We start from the raw sequence: 18,298 nt of genomic DNA, 5'->3' as shown, positions 1-18,298 counted from the left end.
GACCACCGTCGAGAATGCGAACATGCCGTCCGTTCCACCGGACGCAAGCGCACCGACCACCGGCACCCCGTTCAAACGGGTCCTGGCCGGCAGCATGGCCGGTGCAGTACTCGAATGGTACGACTTCGCGATCTACGGCATCCTCGCCGCGACCGTTCTCGGACCCCTGTTCTTCCCCAGCGGTAACGCCGTCGCCTCCCTCCTGATGGCTCTCGCGACACAAGGTCTCGGATTCGTGGCCCGCCCGCTCGGCGGCATCGTCTTCGGTCACCTCGGCGACAAATTCGGGCGCAAACCTGTTCTCGTAGCGACCTTCCTGATGCTCGGGGCGGCAACAGCCGCGATCGGCCTGCTTCCGACCTACGGTCAGATCGGTATCTGGGCGACCGTTGCGCTCGTAGTCCTGCGCATGATCCAAGGATTCGCACTGGGCGGCGAGTTCGGCGCTGCAGTCATCCTCGTCAGCGAATACGGTGAGCCAAAGCGGCGAGGATTCTGGGCCGCTTGGCCCCAGGCCGGCGCGCCGGCCGGTACCGTCCTGGCGACCGTCACAGTGGGCATCCTCGCGGTGGCCTTCCCCGGCGGTGCGTTCGACACATGGGGCTGGCGGGTCGCGTTCCTGCTGGCCGTGCCCCTGCTCGTAATCGGATTCCTGATCCGTCGCGGTGTCGAGGAGTCCCCCGTCTACCAAGCGGCGCAGGAGAAGAGCCAGACCGGTGCCGACACTTCCCAGGAGCGCTCCAGCATCATCGAGGCGCTGCGCAAGCCCCGTCCCATCCTGCACGGGCTCGGGATGCGGCTCGGTGAGAACATCGCGTTCTACGTCTACACGATCTTCGTCATCGCCTACGCGACCACCTACTTCGATTACACGCGCGGCGCGATCGTCACCACCGTCGCGTTCGCGTCGGTCTGCCAATTCGTCGGGATGATCGGCGGCGGCCGGTGGTCGGACCGCGTCGGACGCAAGGTCGCTATGCTCGTCCCCGCTATTTCGCTGGTCGTCTGGGCACCGATCTTCTTCTCGCTCGTGCACACCGAGAGCATGCTGGCGTTGGGTGTGGGTGTGTGCGTCGGTGCGCTGCTCCACGGCATGTTGGCGGGTCCCGAAGCCGCGTGGATCACCGAGCTTTTCCCCACGAAATACCGCTTCGCAGGCTCATCGCTCGTGTTCCAGGGGTCGTCGATCATCGCCGGCGCCCCCGCGCCGTTCATCGCGGTGTGGCTTGTCGACCGCTTCAGTGCCACAGCCGTAATCATCTACCTCATGATCACGATGGGGATCACCGTCCTCGCGGTGGCCACCAGTCGCGAGACGAAAGGCGTGGACCTCGGGAAGCTCGACGAACTCTACTGAGAGTTGCCCATCTCCACCCGCACCCCCACCAGCCGCACCTGCCGTTCGTGATCGAACCGGTCGAGCAGCGATACTGCTGCCGCCGCGATCGCCGAAGGATCTACTGTCGATTCGGGCAGCGCGCGGCTGGTGGTGTGGGTGGTGAACGGCGCGTACCGCACCTTCACCTCGACCCGGATCCCCGGTCGCTGTTCTGCGGCGATGTCCTCGGCAACCCGCTCGCTCAATCGGCGTACATGCTCGGCAACCTCGTCCCAGTCCGTGAGGTTGTGTTGGAACGTCGTTTCCCGACTGTGTGATCGCGCAATCCACGGTTCGCCCGACACCTCTGCGCTGCCCACTCCCCTACCGAGCCCCACGAGCCACGGCCCGGTCTTCGGACCGAATCGCGACGCCATCTCGTCGACAGAAGCGGTTGCCAATTCGCGAACAGTGTGAATTCCTAAGGCATCCAACTTCTTCGCGGTCTTCGAACCGATCCCCCACAACGCGCTCGTGCCCAGATCTCCCATCACCGCGAACCAATTGACGCGGGTCAAGGTGAATTGGCCCCGAGGTTTACCGAATCCGGTGGCGATCTTCGCGCGCAGCTTGTTGTCGCCGATCCCCACCGAGCAGTGCAGACCGGTCGCGTCGAGCACCGACCGTCGCACCACCGTCGCGAACGTTTCGGGATCGTCGCTCTCCACTCCGAGGAATGCTTCGTCCCACCCCAGGACCTCGACTGTGATGCCCAGCTCGCGCAGAGCATCCATCACCCGTTGCGACATTTCGTTGTAGGCATCTGCGTCGACAGGCAGGAACACCGCGTCGGGTATCTTGCGGACCGCGACACGCAGCGGCATTCCCGACCGCACCCCGAACCTGCGGGCCGCGTACGACGCGGTCGACACCACGCCACGTTCGGTGGGGTCGCCGCGACCCCCGACCACCACCGGTTTTCCGGCAAGGTCGGGGTGACGGAGAACTTCGACGGCGGCAAGGAACTCGTCGAGGTCGACGTGCAGCACCCAATGCACATCGCACACGCTACCGTCGGAGTCGGAGGCCCGAACCCGATATTGTCACCACCGTGACCGACCACGATCAACTCTGGAGTCTTGTGCACGCCGAACGGACGGTGCTTGCGGAAGACCTTGCGGAACTCGATTCTGCCCAGTGGGCATGTCGGTCGCTGTGCGGACAGTGGACGGTCGAGCAGGTCGTCGCGCATCTCACCGCGGTCGCAAGTGTGGGACCTGTGCGGTGGTTCGGAAGTGTCCTGGGCGCCCGCTTCGATACCGACCTCCACAACGCACGACGACTCGCAGAGCACCTCGGCACCACACCCGATGACACGCTCGCGAACTTTCGACGCGTGCTCACCAGTACCACGGCTCCGCTCGGCCCGACCGCGGCATGGCTGGGTGAGGTGGTGGTGCATGCACAGGACATTCGTCGCCCGCTCGGCATCTCCCGCACACCGGCAATCGCGGTAACCACAGAAGTTGCACGCTTCTATGCGCGAAAAGACTTCGCGGTGAACAGCAGAACCGCGGCCGAGGGACTGCGTCTCACCGCTACAGACAGCGATTTCACCGCGGGTTCAGGGCTCGAAGTCAGCGGACCGACACTGTCGTTGACGATGGCACTCGCCGGTCGCAGCACCTACTGCGACGACCTCACCGGGCCCGGTGCCGACATACTCCGCGCGCGCTGTCCATAACAGATCACCCCAGAATCCGCACTGCAATACACGCGGCGACCACGACGAGCGCCACCACCAGATCACCCGTCCCGAGTCGGGGCCAGGTCCGCGCAACAGGGCGCGGTCCGCGCACCGACAGAGCGTCCCCGAGGTCTCGCACCTGCCGCATCGACACCGACGCCACCGCACCGACCGCATCGATGACCTCATTCCACGACCCGCGCGGTGACGGGATCCCCGCTCGGCCACGAAGCCTTCGCGCCGCGAACAGCATGCGCAGTTCCCCGCGGATCGTCGGCAGTACGCGCAGCGCCAATGCGCACGTGGTCACCCATTCGTCGACGGGGACACGAAACATCCTCAGTGGTGCCAGCAGCACGGGAAGGGCATCGACGAGGTCGGACAACCGCGTCGTCCACCCCACCAGCGACGCAAGAACCAACAGCGCGACACCGAGCAGCGTCCCGCGGATGTACGCGTCGATACCACCACCCACCGCATTGATGACGCCGAAGAAGACCAGGCAAGCGAACACCCACCACGGGATGGTCGGCACCACACCGCGCGGAATGCGCGCGACGAGCAGACCCGCGAGGAGCACACCGACGATGACGCCGAGCCCCGCCCACGACGGCTGGAAACTCACCACCACCGACAGCACCGCGGCCGCAGTCACTTTCGTGCCCGCCCACACGCGGTGCAGGGGTGTCTCACGCGGAACCGGCCGCAGCAGGATGAGGGGACGGCGCTGACGCTGCTTCTTCATCACGCGGCCGCCTTCGTTCCGTCGTCGAGGACGGTGCCGTCCTCGAGGACCACGGTGCGCGAGCACACCTCTTCCATGCCGTGCAGGTCGTGGGAGATGACGATGATCGTGACGTGTTCGACGGTTCTCAGATGCACGAGGATCGAAATCAGTTCGCGGCGTCCCGCGGCATCGAGACCGGCAAGGGGCTCGTCGAGCACGAGCACACGCGGAGCACGCGACAGTTGGGCGGCGATCGCGACTCGTCGCATCTCACCACCGCTGAGCTGATCGATCGGGCGAACTGCGAGACCGGCGCTCAACCCCACCCGCTTCAGGACCGCGGCGACATACTGGTGGTCGGTGCGGTGGAGGCCCGCGACTTCGGATATTTCGCGAGCAACCGTGGGGCGCTGCAGCTGTAGCCGCGCCTGTTGGAACACGAGGCCGACCTCGCCGCGCACCCGTGCGGTGGGAGTGTCATGCACGGTGCAGGTGCCACTCGTGGGTCGCAGCAGACCCGCGATGGTCCACGCGAGGGTGGTCTTGCCGGACCCGTTGGCTCCGACCACCAGCACCCCCTCCCCGCGGCCGACGGTCAGCGACACATTGTGCAACGCGGTGTGTGCCCATGGGGTGCGCGCCGCATACGTGTGGGTGACCTCGCGAAGTTCGAGCACCGGGAGCCACTGCACCGGCGGTGCGGCCATGATCGCCTCGCGCCGCTGTTCGGGCGCCGGCGGCGCGACTGTATGCCCCCGATCCAGATGTACGACGCGGTCGGCGCGTGCAGTTTCGTCGTCCAGGTGGGTGATGAGCACGACTGTGGTGCCACCGGCAGCGATCTCGGCGAGCAGACCGACCAGTGCGGTGCGGCTGTCGGAGTCCACCATCGCGGTGATCTCGTCGGCGATGAGCAGTTTCGGAGTACGCGCGAGTGCGGCGGCCAACGCCAGGCGCTGCTGTTGCCCGCCGGAGAGGTCTTCGGTGGCGCGGTTTCCCATGCCTTCGAGTCCGACGCGGCCGAGCAGCGAGTCGATGTCGATGTCGCTGCTCGTTCCCCAGCGCAGATCCTCACCGACCGTACGGCCGAGCACCTGAGCTTCCGGATGTTGGAAGACCAGCACTGTTCCGCCCGGACTGCCGAGTCCCACCGGGCCGGGACGATCGACGAAACCCGAGGTGGGGTCGAGACCTGCCAGAATGCGAGCGAGTGTCGATTTCCCGGAGCCGTTGGCGCCGACGACTGCTACGAACTCGCCTTCGGCGATCGTCAGGTCCACGTTGCTCAACGCATCGACGGTTGTGCCGGGGTAGCGGTACGAGACCGAGTTCAGCTTCACGGGGAGCGGGCCGGGCTCACGCTCGGTTGTCCGTTGCGGCCATCCCGCCTGTTGCCGCGGCCAGGTACTGCGCTGTGCGACGGACGCGAACATCCCGAACGCCAGCAGTGCCGTCCCGACCACGCCGAGGACGACAGCACTGCCGATCCACAGCCACCAGTAGGTCACGAGGAAATCGATGGTCTCGTTCACTATGCGGCTGAGCTCGGTATCCGCCCCAGCGGCCTCGAACGCGGCAAGCATCCCGCGCATGGTGTTGACCAGTGCCTCGAGCAGCAGGACGCGGGTCTGTTCGAACACAACCAGGAGGCCGACGACCGCCGCCGCCACCGTCAGACCCATCGGTACCGAGCACGCGAAGATGACGAATACCGCCGATCGTCCCCAGCGGCGTTGCGCAAACCCCACGAGGGTGCCGATCGCCGCGAGCAGCACCACCGCCGCGACCGCGAACGGTCCGCCTGCGATCAGTGCTACGACACCCGCTGCGGTGGTGGCGGCGAAGACGGTGCGAACGCGGCCCGTGATGGCGAGAAACGCGACGGGTAGCGCCACCAGAACCTGCGCGATCCCGACCGGGATCAACCCTGCGACCACCGACAACACCGCCGTGAGTGCTCCGAACACTGCCGCAGCTGCGAGCTCCGGCGGCTGCAGTGGTCCTCTGGTTCTGGTTCTTGTCCCCGCGTTCACTGGGCCCAGTCTGCCAGCGTCGACGGGAGCTATTCGAAAGCGCGCTCGAGGGAGTCGAGTTCGGCGCCGAGGAGATCGAGCAGCCGTTCGAGTTTCGGCACGGTGCGGCTACAGGAGGTCAGACCGAACGCGATGTCGTCGTCGGTACTCGTACATGTGATGTTCAGGGCTTGCCCGTCGACGGGTACCGACAGCGGATATACCGCGTCGACGCGCGCACCGTTCCAGTACAGCGGATGGGCAGGGCCTGAAACATTCGAGATGATGATGTTGAACGGTGGTCGCAGCAGCGCGCGGTTCCCCGTGATCATGCCCACTGCAAGCGGTGCAACACCGAGCGCGCTGGTAGCCAGCCGCGACACCGACGGCATGCCCCTCATCGCGTCCTTGCCCTGGGTCGTGGATTCGCGGATCGTCACGAGTCGCTCGACAGGGTCCGCGGTGCCGGTGGCAAGGTTGCACATGAGCACGCCTACCTGATTCCCGGAACACTGCTTGTCCGGTCGCAGGCTCACCGGAACCATCGCCACGAGCGGTCTGTCGGGCAAGGCGTTCTGGTCGAGCAGGAACGAGCGCAATGCACCGGAGGACATCGCGAGCACGACGTCGTTGACGGTGGCCCCTGCTGCCGTCGCGACCGCACGCAATCTTTTCAGAGGCCACGTCCGTCCTGCACAGCGGCGCGCACCACTGATCGGGACATTGACGACGGTGTTGGGAGCTCTGAGAGACAAGGATCCGCCCCGGCCGCGCACCGCCCGGTCCACCGTCCCGCTCAAGGCAGGCACGAGGCCGAGTGCTTGGGAAGCCACGGCCCGTGCCGCCCCGATCACCGAGTCGGCCGGCGGCTGCAGCGTCTCCTCGGATCGAGCGGGCACCAGGGCGTCCACGGGAGCCCACGGTGCGGGCATGTCGATGCGGTCGGAGTCGGCGCTCATCGCGCGACGCAGCAGTTTCATTGCGCCGACGCCATCGGCCAGCGCGTGGTGGATCTTGGTGTAGACCGCGAATCGACCGTCCGCGAGGCCTTCGATCAGGTGCATCTCCCACAGTGGCCGGTCGCGGTTGAGGAGGGTGCCGTGCAGTCTCGACACCAGAGTCCACAGTTCGTCGTGGCCCCCGGGCGTGGGCAGGGCGTCGTAGCGCACGTGATAGGCCAGATCGAAGTCTTCGTCTTCCTCCCACGCCCACTGTCCGAGCGTCGCGAAGGATCGCACGGGACGTTTCCGCCACAGTGGGTCGGCGTCGGGTTCGCCGAGTGCCCTGTCGAATGCGGCACGCATATCGGGTGCGTCGCCACCGTCCGGTGGGGTGAAAAGTATCAGTCCACCCACGTGCATGGGGTGTTCGCGTGACTCTCCGAGGAGGAACATCGAGTCGGTCGGCAACATCGGCAGTCGAACTTGCACGTTTACCTCCGCTCGCTTTCGCGAGCCTGCTGTTGGCGGGCCCCCTGCAGCCCGACCGTGAAGTTATCCATCAGCGCTCCGGCGCTGGATGTGAATTGTCACCAGATTTACGCGAAACTGTGACCTGCAGCCAAGGGTCCAACGCCCTGATTCGGACATTTGCACCGCACTCCGCGCCTTCTGTGTCTCCTGTGGCCCGTGGGACTCCCACCTCCGCCTTACCCTGGGTGAGGTGAGTATCGAAGATGCCGGAACGGCCCCCACAGACGGACTCGCCGGATGGGCGCTCGATCTCATGGATCGGCTCGGCGGGATCGGCGCGGGCATCGCCATTGCGCTCGAGAACTTCTTCCCTCCGCTACCCAGCGAGGTGATCCTCCCGCTCGCGGGCTTCGCGGCGAGCCTCGGCAGCTTCACCCTGTTCGGTGCTCTCTTCTGGACCACACTCGGCTCGATCGTGGGAGCACTGGGGCTCTATTGCCTCGGACGCTGGGTCGGCGAGGCACGGATCCGCCGCGCAGTGGACCGTCTCCCCCTCGTCGACGTCGACGATCTGGATCGGACCACCGAATGGTTCCGGAGGCACGGCCGCAAAGCCGTGTTCTTCGGCCGGATGGTTCCCATCTTCCGCAGCCTCATTTCCATCCCGGCCGGTGTGACACGCATGCCGATCTGGCAGTTCACTGCGTTCACCACCGCGGGCAGCCTCATCTGGAACAGCATCTTCGTGATCGCCGGGTATCAGCTGGGCGAGAACTGGTACCGGGTCGAACCCTACGCGGAAACGTTGCAGTACATCGTGATCGCCGTTGTTGCGGTCGCTGTCCTCTGGGCCGTAGTGCGGCGCGTGCGGTCGCGAATGAAACTGGGTACCGAGGAATAGGATTCGGCGTTCCCCCGAGGTTTCGTATCGGGTAGCAGATACTGAGGGCACACCCACTCTCGCTCCGGAGGCACCCTCATGCGCCGACTCCCCGTTGCGCTGACCACGGTGTTCCTCGCACTCGCCACGGCGGGCGTGCGGCAGCAATGACGGCACGGCCCCCTCCACCGACGAATCCACCACGACCGCCGACTCCGGGTTCGGGGACGGACTCCAGAGCGTTCTCGACCGAGCATTCGCCGATTCCGGACTGCCGAACGGCGACGTCGCCACACTGGATCAGCTCGCGTCCATGACCAGCGGCATCCCCAGCTACACCTTCGACGATGAGTTCCAACAGCAGGTGTTCGCCGACCCGACGGCGCCGTGGACACCCGATCAGCTACTCGACCTTGTGCGGGGCGACCCACCCAACTTCGCGCCGGGCGAGCAATTCAAGTACTCGAATTCGAACACGATCGCTCTCGGCCTGGTGATCGAGCAGGTCAGTGGCCGACCCCTAGAGGACTACTTCCGCGAGGACCTCTTCGACCCCGTCGGCATGACGCAGACAACTCTGCCCACCGACGCGTCGCTCCCGCCCCCTCGTCTGCAGGGCATCACCGAGCAGGGGCAAGCGGAAGGGCAGACCGCCGATGCCACCGACTGGAACCCATCGTGGGGCTGGTCGGCCGGCGCCGTCACATCCACAATCGACGACCTCGAGATATGGGGACGCGCTCTCGGCACCGGCAAGGCATCCTGACCCCGGAAACCCAACGGTTGCGGCTGGATTCGTTTCAGTACAACCTGCCTCCTGCCACTCCCGAACGAGCCTACGGGCTCGGCCTCGGAATCGAGGAAGGCTGGGTGGGACACACCGGGGAACTGCCCGGATACAACACCTATGTGGGATATCTCCCCGAGACCCGGACGGTCCTCGCCGTGGCAGTCAACAGCGACATTCCGACGGCCGACGGTACCGAACCTGTCACCGTCGTCGTCGAGGAGTTGAAAGCAGCGCTTCGGTGATCGTGCCGATACAGCTCGTGGTTGCGCGAGCCGACGCACCGGGGCCAGGCACGCTCGGAGGCCGGATCGGCCCGGGTAGGACGTTTTCCCAGTCCTGGGCCGGGCACACTTTTCATCCGAGCGCAATGTAACGAAAAGAACACAGGGAACGACACCCCTGACGAGGCATGTAGAACAAAGGGGTTCATCGTGGCACACCAGCAGTTGCTGTTCATCGGACGTCCGGACGCGACCGAGGTCGCCCACTGGAGCACCTTGCGCGAGCTGGCTCCGCAGCGAGGGTGGGTTCCCACCCGCAAGTTCGAGCCCGGCAAAGTGACTTGGGCGGTCGCTGCAAGCAGCCTTCTGGCAGATCAGGCAGACGTCGTCGACGCGTTGCGCGAAGCCGACGTCCCCTGCACCACAGCACTCGACGCGATCAAGAACGCGTACAGCTGACACCAGAAGTGGGGATCCGGGCTCGGATCCCCACTTTCAGATACTCACGTGATGCCGCCCGACCGGCAGCACCAGCGGTTTCCCGGAGACAGGATCGTCGATCACGCGACTGTCGAGCCCGAACACCGCCGCGACCGTGTCGCTGGTGAGCACGTCCGACGGATCACCCGCCGCATACAGCCGACCGTCTGCGATCGCGACGAGGTAGTCGGCGTACCGAGCAGCGAGGTTCAGATCGTGCAACACCATGACGATCGTCGTGCCGCGGTCGCGATTGAGGTCGGTGAGCAGGTCCAGTACCTCCACCTGATGGCTCACGTCGAGGAAGGTAGTGGGTTCGTCGAGCAGCAACACGTCGGTCTGCTGCGCGAGGGCCATCGCGATCCACACCCGTTGACGCTGGCCACCGGACAGTTCGTCGACGGCGCGTTCGGCAAGTTCGGTGGTGTTCGTGGCGGCAAGCGCATCGGCGACGGCGGCGTCGTCCTCGCGGCTCCACCTCGACAGGACCCGCTGATGCGGGTGCCTGCCGCGGCCGACGAGGTCCGCGACGACGATCCCCTCCGGAGCGATCGGCGACTGCGGCAACAGGCCCAGGGTGCGAGCGAGTTTCTTCGCGGGGAGCCTGTGTACATCCTTGCCGTCGAGCAGGACATGTCCGCCGCGCGGTGCCAACAACCGCGACATCGAACGCAACAGCGTCGACTTGCCGCACGCATTCGCGCCGACGATGCACGTGATCATCCCGGAGGGTACGTCGAGATCGAGGTTCTCGACGACCGTCCGGTTGCCGTAGCCGAGTTCGAGGTTCTCGACCGTCAGAGTGTGCGATGCGGTCACAGCGAGCCTCCCGCGCGGTTGGAACGAATGATCAGGTAGACGAGATACGGAGCTCCGAGGGCACCGGTCACGACACCCACCGGGTAGCGGGTGCCGAACGCGTACTGGCCGACGAAGTCGGCGACGAGGACCAGCAACGCACCGACGAGCGCCGCCGGGACGAACAGCGACGTGCCCTGCCCCACGATGCGCGCGGCGATCGGGCCGGCGAGGAATGCGACGAACGCTATGGGCCCGGCTGCCGCGGTGGCGAACGCGATGAGTCCGACGGCGGCGACGATCGCCACTATGCGAGTGCGCTCCACGCGCACACCGAGTGCCTGCGCGGCATCGTCGCCGAGCTGGATCATCGACAGGTTGCGGGTCTGCGCCAACAGCACCGGACCGAGAATCGCGAGTGCGACGATCACGGGCACGGTCGCGCCCCACGTTGCCCCGTTGAGGCTCCCGGTCAACCAGCGCATCGTCTCCTGCAGATCCCATGCGGCCGCGGTGCTCAGCAGATACGAGGTGACGCTGTCGAGCATGGCTGCGATGCCGATTCCGATGAGGATCAGCCGCGTCCCCGCGACACCGCCTCGATACGACAGCGCGTAGATCAACAGCGCCACACCGAGCCCCGCGACGATCGCGAAGATCGACACCTGAGTGCTGCCGAGACCGAGCACGATGATCCCGAACGCGGCGGCGGCGCTCGCCCCTGCACTGATCCCGATGATGTCGGGACTCGCGAGCGGATTGCGCAGCATCGTCTGAAAGGTGATGCCGCCCAGACCGAAGCACACTCCCGCGACGACGGCGAGCACAGTGCGCGGCAGGCGGAGTCGGCCGACGGTGAACGTCGCGCCGGAGACGTTCTCGCCGAGGATCACGCGGACGATGTCGGACGGCGGATAGAACGTCTTCCCGAACATCAGGCTCGCCGCGAATGCGGAGAGGACGAGCGCGCCGAGGATTCCGATCACGATGCGTCGACGTCGCCCGCGACGCACTCGGCTTGCGGCGACCTCGTCGACGTCCGACTGGATGGTGGTGAGTGTGGCTGTCACAGTTCTCGGAGTTTCTGCCGGCGGACGATGTACACGAAGAACGGTGCGCCGATGAGCGCAGTGATGATGCCGACGTCGATCTCGCTGGGTCGCGCGACGATACGGCCGACGACGTCGGCGCCCGTGAGCAGCGCGGCACCCACCAGTGCGGAGAAGGGCAACAGCCAACGGTTGTCGACGCCGATCAGGAGCCGGCACAGGTGCGGCACGACGAGACCGACAAAGGCGATGGGTCCGGCGATCGCGGTCGCGGCGCCGCACAGCAGCACCGCTCCGAGCGAGGCGAGCCCACGTGCGAGCGCGACACGCTCGCCGAGGCCCGCGGCCATCTCGTCACCCAAGGCCAGGGAGTTCAGGCTGCGCGCCGACAGCAGGCAGATCACGAATCCTGCGATCAAGAATGGCATCGCTTGCCCGATCACGTCGAACGTCGCACCCCCCACACCGCCGATCTGCCACGAGCGCACGTTCCCCGCGATGTCGTTGCGCGGAAGGATTATCGCGGTGATGAACGACGAAAGGGCGGCCGCAGTAGCGGCTCCGGCGAGTGCGAGTTTGAGCGGTGTCGCTCCGCCGCGGCCGAGCGAACCGATCATGTAGACGAACACCGCGGTCACGCCTGCACCGAAGATCGCGACCCACAGCATGGCGGTCTGCGTCCACAGCCCGAACCACGCCATGCCTACGACCACCGCGAGCGACGCTCCCATGTTGACGCCGAGGATGCCGGGGTCGGCCAACGGGTTTCGGGTCACGCCCTGCATCACCGCACCTGCGAGTCCCAACGCCGCCCCGACGAGAAGTGCGAGTAGCGTCCGCGGGATTCTCTTCGCGATGGCGCCTTGCCCGATGTTGTCGGTCGACCCACCGAGCGCGGCGATGATGTCGGCCCACTCCACATCACGCGACCCGATGGTGACCGACGCAACGACCAGGAGCGCGAGTGCCCCGAGCAGAACGAGGAGCCACGCGGAGTTGCCGAGAGCCGAGCGCCGCGGAAGTGCGGCGCTCGGCGTCGGGGCTTGTTGTACGGAGGTCACTCCGCGTTGGTCTTGCTTGCTGCTTCGGCGAGCATGTCCACGTAGTCCGAGAGCACCCACGAGATGGCGAGCGGAGTCGGGTTCGCGGCGGTGCCGAGCGGGCCGGATCCGTCGAGGAAGACGATCGAGTCGTTGGCGACCGCGGGCATCTGCGACAGCAGTGGGTCTGCCTTCAGCGAGTCGACGAGTGATTGGTCGCCGTAGGTGACGATGATCTGGACGTCATCGAACACGTCGACCTGCTCGGCGCTGACCTTCTGCGAGAACTCGTCGCCGGTGGAGGCATCGGCGACGCTCTTCGGGGTGGCAAGTCCGAGGTCTTCGAAGAACGCGGCACGCGTGTCATTGGCGGTGTAGAAGCTGACCTGGCTCAGGTCGGCGGTGTCGACGTGGGTGAGGAACATCGCCGCTTTGCCTTCGAGTTCCGGGTGAGAGGCGGCTTCGTCGGCGATCTCGCTCTCGAGACTCGCGATGAGCTCCTGGCCTTCTTGGGCCATGCCCATACCCTCGCTGTTGATCGCGATCATGTCGCGCCATGCAGTCGCCCAGGGGGCTTCGGGATACGCGATGACAGGAGCGATCTCGCTGAGGGTGTCGTAGTCCTCCTGCGTCAGTCCGGAGTAGCCGGCGAGGATGACGTCGGGGTCGGTATCGGACACGGCTTCGAAATCGATGCCGTCCGTCTCGTCGAACAGTACGGGGGTCTCGCCGCCGAGCTCCTCGAGCTTCTCCTCGACCCACGGGAGCATGCCGTTGCCGTCGTCGTCGCCGAAGTTCGCGGCGGCCATACCGACGGGCACGACACCGAGTGCGAGGGGCACTTCGTGGTTGGCCCACTGCACGGTGGCTACGCGCTCCGGCTTCTGCTCGAGTGTGGTGGTGCCGAGGGCATGCTCGATGGTGATCGGGTATTCGCCGGAGGCGGTGCCGGTGTTGCTCTCGGTGGTCTCCGAGTCGGAGCTACAGGCCGACAAGCCGAGTGTGACAGCGACCGCGGCCGCGGCCACTGCCAGGAAGCGCTGTGAACGCATGGGGACGAACTCGCTTTCGTGCAGGGGGTGCCCACATCCGGACAGATCGGATATTAGGCGAGGTTTGCCTAAATCTAATCTTTGCCGTCCCGAGACGCAATCGCGCGATCGGGCCACCGGTTATCGCGATCGGGTCACGGCTCGTCGCCGTTCAGCCTGCGCGGAACGATGCCGGTGTCGCCCCCGTGACCCGCCTGAACGCCGCACCGAATGCGCTCGCCGAGCGATACCCGAGTTGCTCTGCGACTTCGCCCAGCTCGACGCCGTGTCCGAGGAGCATCACCGCGTGCTGCGCTCGCACTGCCGCCACCCAACGCCCGAAGCTGAGCCCCGTCTCCGCGCGGAACGCCCGAGTGACAGTGCGGCGGCTGACCCCGAGTTCCGTCGCCCAATCCGACAAGGTCCGCGGGTCACTGGGGTCCTCGCCGATCGCTTCGACGATGGGTCGCAACAACTGTGAGACAGGCACCCGGACCAGCAGCTCATGCTCAGCGGGGACGAGCACGTCGATCACCATATTCTCCGTCAATGACCGCGATGCAGGCTGGAGCGAATCGTCGGCGAGGCGGTCGAGTAGCAGGCGCAGCAACGGGGTCATCTCGACGGCCACCGGGCCATCGGACAGTGACGGCGCATGGTCGATGCCGAAATGCGCAGTGCGATACCACGTCCCCGTCGGCATGATGCCCCAGTGCAGCAGACCCGCCGGGATCCACAGTCCGATCGTCGGGGTGATGGTCCAGGTCTGAGAGCCGATCGTCGCGCTCGATGCGCCACGCTCGTTCCACAACAGCTCATGGGTGGGATGCGAGTGCGGCTCGAAACGGGTGTCGCTTCCGATCAGTTCGTCCATACCGGCGATCACGAACGGCACCTCGATCTCTCCTGCTGCGTAGACCGGCAGTGCCCTCGTCTCCACGACTCCTCCTCGCTTCCAGCTCTCGGGATCGATTATGTCGTCCTCGGTCGGCACGACCGATTCCGACCCGAACACTGGCCGTGCGGGAGACAATTGCCCGAACCCCTTCGACCGAAAGGCTCGATCGTGTCCGAGGTCAGTGAAACTTCCGTCCTGGTCGTCGGCGCCGGCCCTGTCGGGTTGACAGCCGCAATCGAACTACGCCGCCGGGGTGTCTCCGTCGTCGTCATCGACAAATTGAAGGCACCCACGCACTACGCCAAAGCCGTGGGGATCCAGCCTCGGACTCTCGAATTGTGGGACGCGATGGGAGTGGCCCGACCCGCGCTCGATCTATCGACTCCGATGCACGGGCAGATCGTGTTCGTCAACGGCGACGAGGCAATGCGAGTCGACCTCGAACTACCCGACGATGTGCCGTATCACTTCACGTGCATGCCGCAGTATGCGACCGAAGAGGTACTCCGAAGGGCGCTGGCAGAACACGGCACGAAGGTGCGGTACGGCGTCGAACTCACCGGTTTCGAGCAGTCGTCACGAGGGGTCGTCGCCGCCCTGCGGAGCACGGACGGCACCGAGCACGTGTCGGCACGCTATCTCGTCGGCTGCGATGGGGCCCACAGCGCGACGCGCAAGGGATTGGGATCCTCGTTCGAGGGCGACGCGTTTCCCGAGGAGTACATGCTCGCCGATGTCGAATTGGATTGGTCGTTGCCCTCCGGATATGCCGTACGTGCAATGACGCAGGAGAATGGTTCCACGTCCGATCTGATGGTGTGCATCCCGCTACCGGGCGACCAGCGGTACCGCGTATCGTCGCTGGTCGCACCCGATCTGGCCACCACCAGAGGGGACGGCGCGGTCGCCCATGGCCTCGAGGGAAAGAACCCGCCGACTCTCGCCCACATCCAGGCCGTGCTGGACCGCTTGGCCCCGGAGCCCACACGCGCGCGAAACATGCGGTGGTCGTCGGTGTTTCGGATAAGCCACCGGATCGTAGGTAGTTACGGCGCCGGGCGCGTGTTCCTTGCGGGCGACGCCGCGCATATCCATCCACCCACGGGCGCACAGGGTATGAACACGGGAATTCAGGACGCGTACAACCTCGGCTGGAAACTCGCGCTCGCCGTGACCGGAAATGCTGCCGACGGTCTGCTCGCGAGCTACGACGCCGAACGCCGACCGATCGGCGAGGACGTAGTGGGCCGGACCGTGCGACACGCACGCGAGGGTATCGGAAGCGGCGAGACCGACGTGGAGACAATCATTCTGCGGGAAGCCCAACTGTTGCTGAACTACCGGAACAGCACGATCGTCGGTGGCGCGGCACCTGGCGGCTGCCTCGCTCCTGGCAACCGGGCGCCCGACGCTCGCGAGCTGTGTCAGGATGCGGTGGCCGCACCACTGCGACTGCACGACCTGCTGCGCCACCCGGGACACACTGTGCTGTTGTGGGCCCCCACCGGGCCCGCCGTGAAGGAGTCGGCCGACCTCGCCGAAGACATCGCGGGTAGATTCGGAGGCCTGGTGCGCGGGTACGTTCTCACACCGGACCTCGCGCAGGCCGCCGACGGACGGGTGCTCCGCGACGAGCGGGGCAACGCAGCACGGATGTACGGGTTCGGTGCGCACCCGGAGATCGTCGTGATACGACCCGACGGCTACGTGGGATTTCGCGGGCCCGGAGCAAGCATGACGACGCTCGTCGCACATCTCGCGAACGTCCTGCATATCGCGGAGTGACCTACGAGGACACCACCATCGGCACGATGAATTCTCGGGCGATCTCCGACAGCTGATCCTGATCGTCGAGGTCGACCAGATCGGTCGGGGCCATGAGGAACGATGCTGCGATCCGCACCATCATCTCCGCTGTGAGATCGACGTTCATCTCGCGCGAAATGGTGCCTGCCCGTTGTTCGCGGCGAAGCTGCCCCGCGACGAACTGCCGTGCGATCGCGAGCATCCGACCGTCATCGACGAGCGATCCTGCGAGGAGTGTCGGTTCGGCGTCGAGAAGACCACCGATCAACGAGTTGGTACGGATGGCCGTCAGCGAGCTCACGAATCCGAGGACGATGCGATCGGCGACGGTGCGTGCGGATCTGATATCGAGGAGGAACCGATCGAAATATCGACGAAATTCGCGCAGCAGCACCTGTTCGACGAGCGCATCCTTCGACTCGAATCTTCGGTAGAGCGTAACCCGTGACAGGTTCGCCCGTCTGGCGACCTCCTCCATCGACGAGCGCTGGATCCCGGAACGGCAGAACTGTTCGTGGGCCGCGTCCAGCAGGCGCGTGCGCACGGTGTCGGCCTCATCGGCGTTCTCGACAGCTTCGAGCAAGGCTCGCTCGAGCAGAGATTCCGAAGCCGCTGCTCGGGCGTGTGGTTGAGAATCCACGCTCACCTCCTGGGAATCCGAGGTTACACGTCGTTCCGTGCGGCAATTTCGGCAAAACTGCACACGTACGTCGTCACACCGTGCTACAAAATGATACGCGGTAACGGATTTTGTAACCCTGTTTCTCTCTGCATCTCATCGGGGGTAGATGGCATGACCGATCTCAGTAGGCGAAAGATTCTGCAGGCCGGCGGAGCTCTGAGCGCTCTCAGCGCAATCGCGCTCGCGACGCCTGCCAACGCACAACCCTGGCGGTGGTCGCCGGCGGGCTCGATCCCGGGCACCGGTAGCGGCGCAGATCCGCGAACCGTCTGGGACACCGAAGCCGACCCGCTGGTCGCATCGCTTCTCGACCGAGGCGACGTACCCAGGGTCAATCAACTCCTCCGCACATGGACGAAGAACGGGCAGCCCCTGCCCGACGGACTTCCCGCCGACCTGAAGGATTTCATGGAGCGGGCGCGTCAACTGCCGGAGTGGGCAGACCGCGGCAAGCTCGAGACCGCGGTGCGTTTCAACGAGAAACGCGGCCTCTATCTCGGCGTCCTGTACGGCTTCGCGAGCGGCATGATGAGCACGGTGATCCCCAAAGAGGCTCTCGCCGTGTATTACTCGAAGGGCGGCGCCAACATGAAGCGCCGTATCTCGAAGACCGCGAAGCTGGGTTACGACATCGGCTCCCGTAACGCGTACCTCGACGACGGCGAGATGATCGTCACCGCCGTGAAAACCAGGCTCGTGCACGCTGCGGTACGCCACCTGCTGCCACAGTCGCCGCACTGGGAGGGGGCCGCACCCGAAGACATTCCGATCAGCCAGCACGACATGATGGTCACCTGGCACAGCCTGCCCACAACCGTCATGCGCGTGCTGAAGCAGTGGAAAGTGCCGATTCCGGGCGATGAGTCCGAGGGGTTCCTCCACTCCTGGCAGATCAGCGCCCACATGCTCGGCATCGAGGACCAGTACATCCCCGCGACATGGGACGACGCCGAATCCCAAGCTCGAGCGTCGCTCGACCCGGTCCTGGCACCCACCTCCGAAGGCCTCAAACTCGCCGACATGCTCCTCGATCTCGGCGCCGGACTCGATCTCACGCTCCTCAGCCGGCCGATCCTGGGCGCCCTGACGCGCTTCACACTCGGCGACGAAATCGCCAACTGGCTGAACATCCCCCGAGAGTTGCTGTGGGACAACCTCCTCAATGTGGCATGGGGCCCATTCATCGCGGTGCGCGAGGGGTTGCTTCCCCTGCCGTTGGCGCCGGAAGCGTACTGGACCTTCGACGAACTGCTCCGCCAGTTCGTGCTGCTCTACATGTCCGAACTGAAGACGATCAGCATCGAGATTCCGGAATTCAACAACCCGAACTACCCCTGAGGGCTGTTCGCGCGCGCCTGCCGGTCTCCCCCGAGTGCTGTTCGTCTGCTGCCAGGATGAGACTGCCGA

General features: G+C 65.6%; 18 protein-coding genes. 8 read left to right on the top strand and 10 right to left on the bottom strand.

All coding sequences use genetic code 11. The annotated features are described in order from the left end of the window. Window positions 1-22 precede the first annotated feature (22 nt). The gene (locus ACSYG9_RS19250; protein WP_440127719.1) at window positions 23-1,357 is read left to right on the top strand and encodes an MFS transporter; all 1,335 of its coding nucleotides are present in this window, start codon (window positions 23-25) and stop codon (window positions 1,355-1,357) included. On the opposite strand, the gene ACSYG9_RS19245 is transcribed toward ACSYG9_RS19250, so the two are convergent. Then, a complete protein-coding gene (locus tag ACSYG9_RS19245; RefSeq protein ID WP_440124022.1) occupies window positions 1,351-2,376 on the bottom strand; it encodes a DNA polymerase IV in 1,026 nt (341 codons plus the stop codon). The two genes, ACSYG9_RS19250 and ACSYG9_RS19245, sit on opposite strands and share 7 nt — an antisense overlap. Window positions 2,377-2,429: 53 nt before the next feature. On the opposite strand from ACSYG9_RS19245, the gene ACSYG9_RS19240 reads away from it, so the two are divergent. Then, window positions 2,430-3,062: a maleylpyruvate isomerase family mycothiol-dependent enzyme gene (locus tag ACSYG9_RS19240; protein WP_454839592.1), complete on the top strand. Its 633-nt coding sequence runs from the start codon at window positions 2,430-2,432 to the stop codon at window positions 3,060-3,062. 4 nt (window positions 3,063-3,066) lie between these two features. Here ACSYG9_RS19240 and ACSYG9_RS19235 read toward each other — a convergent pair whose 3' ends face one another. Genes ACSYG9_RS19235 through ACSYG9_RS19225 form a run of 3 tightly spaced genes read right to left on the bottom strand, consistent with a single transcriptional unit; the run spans window position 3,067 to window position 7,216 of the window. Then, entirely contained in the window at window positions 3,067-3,810 is a 744-nt protein-coding gene (locus tag ACSYG9_RS19235; RefSeq protein ID WP_454843001.1) for an energy-coupling factor transporter transmembrane component T family protein, read from the bottom strand. Beyond that, window positions 3,810-5,825 (bottom strand): DUF2232 domain-containing protein, encoded by a 2,016-nt coding sequence (locus tag ACSYG9_RS19230; protein WP_440124020.1) that lies wholly within the window; start codon window positions 5,823-5,825, stop codon window positions 3,810-3,812. Before ACSYG9_RS19230 ends, ACSYG9_RS19235 begins: the two co-directional genes overlap by 1 nt. 29 nt (window positions 5,826-5,854) lie before the next feature. Then, window positions 5,855-7,216 (bottom strand): wax ester/triacylglycerol synthase family O-acyltransferase, encoded by a 1,362-nt coding sequence (locus ACSYG9_RS19225; RefSeq protein ID WP_440127717.1) that lies wholly within the window; start codon window positions 7,214-7,216, stop codon window positions 5,855-5,857. 313 nt (window positions 7,217-7,529) lie between these two features. Here ACSYG9_RS19225 and ACSYG9_RS19220 point away from each other — a divergent pair, with 313 nt between their 5' ends. The 4 genes from ACSYG9_RS19220 (at window position 7,530) to ACSYG9_RS19205 (ending at window position 9,566) form a co-directional block, all read left to right on the top strand. Further along, window positions 7,530-8,117: a VTT domain-containing protein gene (locus ACSYG9_RS19220; protein WP_440127716.1), complete on the top strand. Its 588-nt coding sequence runs from the start codon at window positions 7,530-7,532 to the stop codon at window positions 8,115-8,117. A 292-nt stretch (window positions 8,118-8,409) separates the two neighbouring features. Then, window positions 8,410-8,862 carry a serine hydrolase gene (locus tag ACSYG9_RS19215; protein ID WP_440124019.1) on the top strand — a complete coding sequence of 151 codons (453 nt, stop codon included), beginning with the start codon at window positions 8,410-8,412 and terminating at the stop codon, window positions 8,860-8,862. Continuing rightward, entirely contained in the window at window positions 8,826-9,128 is a 303-nt protein-coding gene (locus tag ACSYG9_RS19210; RefSeq protein ID WP_440124018.1) for a serine hydrolase, read from the top strand. Before ACSYG9_RS19215 ends, ACSYG9_RS19210 begins: the two co-directional genes overlap by 37 nt. A 189-nt stretch (window positions 9,129-9,317) precedes the next feature. Next, window positions 9,318-9,566: a hypothetical protein gene (locus ACSYG9_RS19205; protein ID WP_440124017.1), complete on the top strand. Its 249-nt coding sequence runs from the start codon at window positions 9,318-9,320 to the stop codon at window positions 9,564-9,566. 36 nt (window positions 9,567-9,602) lie between these two features. Here ACSYG9_RS19205 and ACSYG9_RS19200 read toward each other — a convergent pair whose 3' ends face one another. From ACSYG9_RS19200 to ACSYG9_RS19180, 5 genes are all read right to left on the bottom strand, one after another. Continuing rightward, window positions 9,603-10,406: an ATP-binding cassette domain-containing protein gene (locus ACSYG9_RS19200; RefSeq protein WP_440124016.1), complete on the bottom strand. Its 804-nt coding sequence runs from the start codon at window positions 10,404-10,406 to the stop codon at window positions 9,603-9,605. Further along, on the bottom strand, window positions 10,403-11,455 hold the full coding sequence (locus ACSYG9_RS19195; RefSeq protein WP_454839589.1) for a FecCD family ABC transporter permease: 1,053 nt from the start codon (window positions 11,453-11,455) through the stop codon (window positions 10,403-10,405). Before ACSYG9_RS19195 ends, ACSYG9_RS19200 begins: the two co-directional genes overlap by 4 nt. Continuing rightward, window positions 11,452-12,495 carry an iron chelate uptake ABC transporter family permease subunit gene (locus ACSYG9_RS19190; RefSeq protein ID WP_440124014.1) on the bottom strand — a complete coding sequence of 348 codons (1,044 nt, stop codon included), beginning with the start codon at window positions 12,493-12,495 and terminating at the stop codon, window positions 11,452-11,454. The genes ACSYG9_RS19195 and ACSYG9_RS19190 overlap by 4 nt, the downstream gene beginning before the upstream one ends. Further along, a complete protein-coding gene (locus ACSYG9_RS19185; RefSeq protein ID WP_440124013.1) occupies window positions 12,492-13,526 on the bottom strand; it encodes an ABC transporter substrate-binding protein in 1,035 nt (344 codons plus the stop codon). The genes ACSYG9_RS19190 and ACSYG9_RS19185 overlap by 4 nt, the downstream gene beginning before the upstream one ends. A gap of 151 nt (window positions 13,527-13,677) precedes the next feature. Beyond that, a complete protein-coding gene (locus ACSYG9_RS19180) occupies window positions 13,678-14,445 on the bottom strand; it encodes an AraC family transcriptional regulator (protein ID WP_454839586.1) in 768 nt (255 codons plus the stop codon). Window positions 14,446-14,571: 126 nt separating this feature from the next. Here ACSYG9_RS19180 and ACSYG9_RS19175 point away from each other — a divergent pair, with 126 nt between their 5' ends. Further along, window positions 14,572-16,188, top strand: a complete 1,617-nt coding sequence (locus ACSYG9_RS19175; RefSeq protein ID WP_454839585.1) for an FAD-dependent monooxygenase — start codon at window positions 14,572-14,574, stop codon at window positions 16,186-16,188. A 1-nt stretch (window position 16,189) separates the two neighbouring features. Here ACSYG9_RS19175 and ACSYG9_RS19170 read toward each other — a convergent pair whose 3' ends face one another. Beyond that, window positions 16,190-16,849: a TetR/AcrR family transcriptional regulator gene (locus ACSYG9_RS19170; protein WP_454839583.1), complete on the bottom strand. Its 660-nt coding sequence runs from the start codon at window positions 16,847-16,849 to the stop codon at window positions 16,190-16,192. A gap of 153 nt (window positions 16,850-17,002) precedes the next feature. Between ACSYG9_RS19170 and ACSYG9_RS19165 the strand changes: the two genes are divergently transcribed. Next, the gene (locus ACSYG9_RS19165) at window positions 17,003-18,229 is read left to right on the top strand and encodes an oxygenase MpaB family protein (protein WP_440124009.1); all 1,227 of its coding nucleotides are present in this window, start codon (window positions 17,003-17,005) and stop codon (window positions 18,227-18,229) included. Window positions 18,230-18,298: the final 69 nt, after the last annotated feature.

Source organism: Rhodococcus sp. SJ-2 (assembly GCF_053750035.1).
This window is presented reverse-complemented; position numbering and strand designations above follow the sequence as displayed.